The sequence below is a fragment of the Enterovibrio gelatinilyticus genome, assembly GCF_028683095.1.
GTDB classification, from domain to species: domain Bacteria; phylum Pseudomonadota; class Gammaproteobacteria; order Enterobacterales; family Vibrionaceae; genus Enterovibrio; species Enterovibrio gelatinilyticus.
Genome location: NZ_JAJUBC010000057.1, coordinates 1 through 6,807, shown reverse-complemented (window position 1 = coordinate 6,807; position 6,807 = coordinate 1). Strand labels below are relative to the sequence as shown.

General features: G+C 44.5%; 6 protein-coding genes and 4 tRNA genes. 6 read left to right on the top strand and 4 right to left on the bottom strand.

Going from position 1 to position 6,807, the window contains the following annotated elements; all coding sequences use genetic code 11:
* Nucleotides 1-481: 481 nt before the first annotated feature.
* From LRP50_RS24980 to LRP50_RS24970, 3 genes are all read right to left on the bottom strand, one after another.
* Nucleotides 482-1,102, bottom strand: a complete 621-nt coding sequence (locus tag LRP50_RS24980) for an isochorismatase family protein (protein WP_274167103.1) — start codon at nucleotides 1,100-1,102, stop codon at nucleotides 482-484.
* A 10-nt stretch (nucleotides 1,103-1,112) separates the two neighbouring features.
* Nucleotides 1,113-2,462 carry a CDP-diacylglycerol--serine O-phosphatidyltransferase gene (gene pssA / locus LRP50_RS24975; RefSeq protein WP_274167102.1) on the bottom strand — a complete coding sequence of 450 codons (1,350 nt, stop codon included), beginning with the start codon at nucleotides 2,460-2,462 and terminating at the stop codon, nucleotides 1,113-1,115.
* Between the two features lie 117 nt (nucleotides 2,463-2,579).
* Nucleotides 2,580-3,008: a GNAT family N-acetyltransferase gene (locus tag LRP50_RS24970; RefSeq protein ID WP_274167101.1), complete on the bottom strand. Its 429-nt coding sequence runs from the start codon at nucleotides 3,006-3,008 to the stop codon at nucleotides 2,580-2,582.
* 81 nt (nucleotides 3,009-3,089) lie between these two features.
* Here LRP50_RS24970 and murB point away from each other — a divergent pair, with 81 nt between their 5' ends.
* Together murB and birA are read left to right on the top strand one after the other, a co-directional pair.
* Nucleotides 3,090-4,130, top strand: coding sequence for a UDP-N-acetylmuramate dehydrogenase (gene murB / locus LRP50_RS24965; protein WP_274167100.1), 1,041 nt, complete (start codon nucleotides 3,090-3,092; stop codon nucleotides 4,128-4,130).
* Nucleotides 4,118-5,086, top strand: coding sequence for a bifunctional biotin--[acetyl-CoA-carboxylase] ligase/biotin operon repressor BirA (gene birA / locus LRP50_RS24960; RefSeq protein WP_274167099.1), 969 nt, complete (start codon nucleotides 4,118-4,120; stop codon nucleotides 5,084-5,086). The genes murB and birA overlap by 13 nt, the downstream gene beginning before the upstream one ends.
* Before the next feature lie 6 nt (nucleotides 5,087-5,092).
* Here the strand turns inward: birA and coaA are convergent, their stop codons facing one another.
* On the bottom strand, nucleotides 5,093-6,028 hold the full coding sequence (gene coaA / locus LRP50_RS24955) for a type I pantothenate kinase (RefSeq protein WP_274167098.1): 936 nt from the start codon (nucleotides 6,026-6,028) through the stop codon (nucleotides 5,093-5,095).
* A 210-nt stretch (nucleotides 6,029-6,238) separates the two neighbouring features.
* Between coaA and LRP50_RS24950 the strand changes: the two genes are divergently transcribed.
* From LRP50_RS24950 to LRP50_RS24935, 4 genes are all read left to right on the top strand, one after another.
* A tRNA-Thr gene (locus LRP50_RS24950) sits at nucleotides 6,239-6,314 on the top strand.
* Between the two features lie 22 nt (nucleotides 6,315-6,336).
* Nucleotides 6,337-6,421, top strand: a tRNA-Tyr gene (locus LRP50_RS24945).
* A gap of 39 nt (nucleotides 6,422-6,460) precedes the next feature.
* Nucleotides 6,461-6,535, top strand: a tRNA-Gly gene (locus tag LRP50_RS24940).
* Between the two features lie 10 nt (nucleotides 6,536-6,545).
* Nucleotides 6,546-6,621, top strand: a tRNA-Thr gene (locus tag LRP50_RS24935).
* Nucleotides 6,622-6,807: the final 186 nt, after the last annotated feature.

Genomic DNA, 6,807 nt, shown 5'->3' with positions numbered 1-6,807 from the left:
ACAGCGCCGATGGTAGTGTGGGGTCTCCCCATGTGAGAGTAGGACATCGCCAGGCTTCAAATTCGTTTTCGTCTTTTTAAGAAAAGATGAAGGCAAAAGTTAGAAAAGCCCTGACCTTACGGTCAGGGCTTTTTTGCGTCTGCATGTGTTGATAAGTTTTTATTAAATAGCCGCCAGCTCACGGCATTTGTGTTCTGCAAAAAGTGGTTTCTAATAGGCCATACGCAGCCACGTCAGCCAATATATGAATTCTTACTGAGTTATTAACAACAGCTTTGATACTTCTTTGAATTACACACCAAGCATGTATCTATTTTACGTGAACGAGACCTAAGCTAAATTGAGTCGTCGAGTGTACTAGGCTCGGTGTCGAGATGTTATGTGGAATCAGATCAGAATCTTCAGCTCTAAAACATCAACCTCTAGATACAAAAAAGCACCGCTAAATGCAGTGCTTTGCGTTGGTGATATAGAGCAATGCCTATGCTTGGAATTCTGCTAATGAACCAATTACGTGGATGCCAGCTTCTATCATCTCTTTGCATGCTACGACTGTAGTATCGTGTGCAATACCACGGCAGGCTTCTAAGTTTACCCAAACATCAAACTGACCATGCTGCTTTAGCTGCAAGGCTGTTGTTTTTACACAATAATCCGTTGCTAGCCCACCAACTAAAACTACCTTAACTTGTTTAGCGGTAAGCCACTCGATCAGTCCTGTACTGAGCTTTTCCTGGATATCATGAAAACAAGCACCATAAGGGTGTAAGTCTGGCTCTATGCCTTTCCAGATAACATGGTCATACTCAGTGATGTTAGGGAGATCAGGAATGACTTTAAAGCCTTCAGTGCCAGGTACCGCATGTGATACCCAAGTCAAATCAGCATTGGCATGCTTTAAGGGCTTCAACATTTTATCATGTGTGTCGACCACCCAAACCGCATTGGCAGGATGGGCATCTTTGGTCAAGACACGAAGCTGAGCATGTTTTGCTTGATGGTTGAGCGCCTGACCAATGAGGTGACCTTCATGTACCGGTAGCTCGCTAGGGCATAATGGGGTAAATGTTTTCTGCGGGTCGACGTCGATAGATGCGATCACCATTGTTTCCTTACAGGATCTGGTTGAGCAAATGATCTGCCCTGATCCGCTTGATCCGCTTCAGAAGTTTCCTTACTTGAGGGGGGTAGACTTCGAGCTTTTCGATTTGTTTGTAACTACCAATAAGTTGTGTGTGTTCGAGGATCTTATCGATCTCTCGCTGTGCTTCATTTTCAAGCAATCTATGCTTGTCGTGAAGTAATATCGCATTCTCTAGATCGAGTTTCCATGCTCGAGGGTTGAGATTGTTGCCAGTGAGCAACATGTAGCTGCGGTCTACCCAAATACCTTTCAAATGGAAACTGTTGTTATCGTGTTTCCAAAGGTGAATCTTTAGCTGACGTTTAGCAATTGCAGCTTCATTTCGACGCGCGAAGTTACGTAGATTGATTTCGTAAAGATAAGGCAATCCAGAGATCGTTTTAAACGGTTCTTCGGGTGGGATGTAGAAATCATTTGCTGTTTTATCACCTACGATAATGGTGATGTTAACACCACGACGAAGCGCACGACGGATTTCTCGCATCACACTTCGAGGGGGATTAAAGTAGGGAGTACAAATTGTGAGATCTTCATGTGCGCTTGCAATTAGTCTGCAGATTTGAGTATTGAGGAAATTTTTTCGTTTTCCTAACCCTACCATCGGTGTTAAGCCAACTTGATCTTCATTGATATGCTGCGAAATGAACGTGTAGCTCGCGCTTTGTAGTCGAGCTCGTAAACTACGAATTGCGGGTTTTAGTGCTTTGGTCTCAGGACGACTTGGTTGCGATAGGCAGTTGACTGCATCACTAGCAACCAATGTGTTTGATATGAAGTTCGCCATGCTGTCAGCAAGCGCTTTGCTGTGAATGACATGATAGCGATCATAGCGATATCGGTCATGTTGAGCCAAGTAAACATCGTTAAGGCTAGCACCGCTATAAATGACGGTTTCATCAATGATGAAACCTTTCAAATGCAGTACCCCGAATACTTCTCGGTTTCTTACAGGCACACCTAAGATGTCAACTTTATGGGCGTACTTCTCTGAATATTCGCGATAAAGCCCTGCATTGCCATCAGACTTCTCAGCACCAATTAAGCCACGTTGAGCACGGTGCCAATCGACTAGTACTTTGACATCTAGTCTCGGGTTCTTTTGCTTTGCTTCATAGAGCGCATCAAGGATCGACCGTCCTGCTTCATCGTCTTGAAGATATAGAGCGACCAAATAAATGCGAGATTTAGCCTGTGCAATTTCGTGCAATAAGCGCTCTCTAAAAGATGCGGCGTCAAGTAGCGTTTCAAGCTGGTCAGGACGATGTGCAATTTTTGGTAGCTGATCGATCAACTGCTTATTTGCAGTAGCTGAATCCATTGTTGCCTCATTAACTTCGACTGATGGTCGTATTTATGCAAATCAAACCCTGAATTATACCAGAAAATACGCGATTTCCAGTGTTCTGGATGTGTCTGTTATCTCGAATTGATACTGTTACTTGGCTAAATACCGCATTGGTACGAGATCTTTGCCACTGTTACAGTAACTGATATAGCGAGCTTTAAGTTCTTCGGGTAAAGCATCGGCATCAATGACTTCAAATCCAGCGTTTTCATAAAGTGGGATGAGATAGCGGTAGGCGAGACAATAACAGCGTTTGTCTTTCGTTTGTTTTTCTACGGCATGAAGAAATGCTATTCCCAGCTTTTGTCTCCTAACGTCAGGGTGGATAAGCATTCCAGTCAGAAGTTGAAAGCCCTCGAATTGGCGAAAACGTACTGTACCAATGAGGCCTTCCGATCCTTCCATTGTCCAAATGACTTCGTCTTTTTTTGGCTTCCCTGCAGGGTAGTGGTCTTTGTAAAAGCGTGCAATTAGTGGGAAACGTAAAGTATCTAACGGAAGATATCTATAGTCGGACATGGTTATCAAATCACTGCGATCTTTAGGCTAATGCGTTAGTATACACGGCAATTAATCATTGCAAATGAAACCGCGAGCCGAATGAAAACACTCACTAGCACATCGCTCAAGCCTTACCATACGTTCGGTTTAGAACTAAATGCAAAAGAAATTGTTGAAGCGAATACTGTCGAGGATTTCTTACTGGTGTGGGCGCAGAAACCCTCTGAGCCAAAACTTATTGTGGGTGAAGGGAGTAACTTACTCTTTTGCGAAGATTTTGACGGTACTGTTATTTTGAATCGCTTAAAGGGTATTACAGTTAGAGAAACCAAAACTGAATGGTTTTTGCATGTTGCTGGCGGAGAGAATTGGCACGACTTAGTCAAGTGGACTGTCGAAAACCATATGCCGGGTCTTGAGAATCTAGCGCTGATCCCTGGGCTTGTTGGTTCCGCACCGATTCAAAATATTGGCGCGTATGGTGTCGAGCTGAAAGCTCACTGTGACTATGTTGATGTCTTGATGCTAGACGGCGGACATACTGATAGATTGTCTGCTTTAGAGTGCGAATTTGGATATCGTGACTCTGTGTTTAAGCGTCAACTTAAAGACAAAGCTATTGTAACTGGGGTTGGTTTCAGGCTGCCTAAGCAATGGCAACCTGTTTTAGGATATGGGGCGCTGAGTCAATTGCAGGACAAAGAAAACCTGACTGCAAAAGATGTCTACGACATGGTTTGTGAAATTCGCCGTGAGAAGCTTCCTGATCCTAAAAAGATAGGCAACGCAGGGAGTTTCTTTAAGAACCCTGTTGTGACCAAATGCCTCGCTGACCGCTTACTTGCTGCTCACCCAAATATGCCGTGCTTTTATGTGAACGATGCGGAAGTAAAATTAGCTGCGGGCTGGTTGATAGACCAATGTGGATTGAAAGGGCATCGCGTTGGCGGTGCTGCGGTACATAACCAGCAGGCGCTGGTACTGACGAATGCTGATAAGGCAACGTCAAAAGACGTGGTCACGTTAGCTCGACAGGTTGTAGATACTGTTCATCGCCAATTTGGCGTCAAGCTTGAACATGAAGTTCGTTTTATGGGGCGCAATGCAGAAACGGATTTGGAGGCAGCATGCCAGCGATAGACAACACACCACGTTTAGCCCTTATACGAACTTTAGCGGATGGTCATTTTCATTCTGGTGAAAAGCTTGGTCAAGAGTTGGGGATGAGCCGAGCGGCGATTAGCAAGCACATCAAAGTGCTTCAACAATGGGGGCTGGACGTCTATCGCGTCCAAGGAAAAGGCTATTGCCTACCATCGCCCCTCGACTTGCTTGAAGAACAAAAACTAAAGGATGTACTCGACGCCCCTGCCTTTTCGCTTATCCCTGTTATTGGCTCAACAAATCAGTACTTGATGGACCGTGTTGGTCAATTAGTCTCAGGTACAGCCTGCTTAGCTGAATATCAACAAAGCGGCCGTGGTCGTCGTGGACGTGTTTGGTTCTCGCCATTTGGTGCGAACTTGTATCTATCCATGTATTGGCGACTTGATGCAGGAATGGCCGCAGCAATGGGGCTGAGTTTGGTTGTTGGTGTGTCTATGGCTGAAACATTGGCAAAACTCGGAGCCAAAGATGTGAAGGTCAAGTGGCCTAACGACCTTTATTGGAATGATAGAAAGCTGGCAGGTATTTTGGTAGAAATGACGGGTCAAGCAGGAGATGCAGCACACTTAGTTATTGGTATGGGGCTTAACGTTGCCATGTCAGAAACTGTCGATGCGGTTGATCAAAACTGGGCCAATTTGAAAGATACTTGTCATGCATTACCTGATAAGAACACATTGGCTGCTGCTCTCATCAATGGGGTTATGGATTCACTCAGACAGTATGAAGAGACAGGGATGGCTGGCTTTGTCGCTAAATGGGACAAATGGGATAACTTCAAGGGACGATCGGTGAAATTGCTACTGGGAGAGCGAATTGTTGAAGGTATTGCACGTGGTATTAATGAGCAAGGGGCGCTGCTATTGGAAACTGAGTCCGGCATTGCCCCTTATCTTGGTGGCGAGATAAGTCTTCGCGCCAACGATTAGTATTAACTACTTCCGTACCATCACAGTTTGAACTGCGTGGTTTGTTCCCTTTTGTAATATCAGGCCCGCACGTTCTCTGGTTGGTAGAATGTTTTCGACTAAATTCTGTCCGTTTATCTCCTCCCAAATGTCAGACGCAGTTCTCATTGCTTTCTCTTCTGAGAGGGCAGTGTAGTGATGGAAGTAGGAGGACGGGTTTTGAAACGCCCCTTGCCTAAACGCCATAAACCGCTCGATATACCACGTTTTGAGCAAAGAACACTCCGCATCGACGTAAATCGAAAAATCGAGAAAATCTGAAATAAATACGCGATGAGGGTCGTGAGGATAATCCATCCCACTTTGCAGTACATTTAAACCTTCTACGATGAGAATGTCAGGCTGTTCAACCACCTTGATATCTTTGGTGATGTCATAAACCAAATGCGAATATACAGGTGCTTCTACACAGGGCTTTCCAGATTTCACATCAGAGACAAACTGAACCAACTTTCGAATATCATAAGATAGAGGAAAGCCTTTCTTTTTCATCAGGTTGCGTTCTTTGAGAGTGTCATTAGGATGTAGGAAACCATCAGTAGTGATTAACTCAACTTTCGGGTGCTCTGGCCAGCGTTCAAGAAGTGCTTTTAATAAGCGAGCAGTGGTACTTTTCCCCACGGCCACACTACCAGCTATTCCAATAATATATGGAACAGTATTTCCTTTTTGATCAAGGAAATGCTCTAGGACCTGCGTGCGCCCTTTACGTGCTTTAACGTACAGATTCAGAAGGCGAGAAAGAGGCAGGTAAATGTCTCGCACTTCATTCATGGTCAAGTGTTCGTTAATACCACGAAGCTTTTCGAGGTCGTCCTCATCCAGCGTCATAGGCACAGAATCACGAAGTTCTGACCATTGTTGGCGATTAAAAGACAAATAAGGCGTTAATAGATCGCTCATACTAAAAATGAATCTGTTTCGAGTAAGGACAGCGACAATACATTATCCCCAGTGATAGTGAAAGTGAGATACTGAGTTTAGCTAATGCTATCTCGCTAAATAAAGGCGTAAATTGGCGATTTTATACGCCATAAGAATAGATTTAATGGAAAAATTTAAATTAGCTATTGCAACCCCAAAAATCATTGCATAGAATGCGCAGCACTTGTCGCCGGCTTAGCTCAGTTGGTAGAGCAACTGACTTGTAATCAGTAGGTCGCCAGTTCGATTCCGGCAGCCGGCACCATTAAGACAAAACAAAACAATTTGGTGGGATTCCCGAGTGGCCAAAGGGATCAGACTGTAAATCTGACGGCTCAGCCTTCGAAGGTTCGAATCCTTCTCCCACCACCATATTTCAAATAGTTTGAATAGCTCTACGAGAAACTGAAAGCGGGCATCGTATAATGGCTATTACCTCAGCCTTCCAAGCTGATGATGCGGGTTCGATTCCCGCTGCCCGCTCCAATTCTAAAGTGCTGATATAGCTCAGTTGGTAGAGTGCACCCTTGGTAAGGGTGAGGTCCCCAGTTCGAATCTGGGTATCAGCACCATCTTTCTCTTACAAGTTACTCAAGCCATTTGATTTATACTCAACATAAATCCATTTGTTGTATGCGTGGTCGTTAAGCCACCAAAATACCGTGCTTAGAGGGACTGTCATGTCTAAAGAAAAATTTGAACGTACGAAACCGCACGTTAACGTTGGTACTATCGGCCACGTTGACCACGGTAAAACC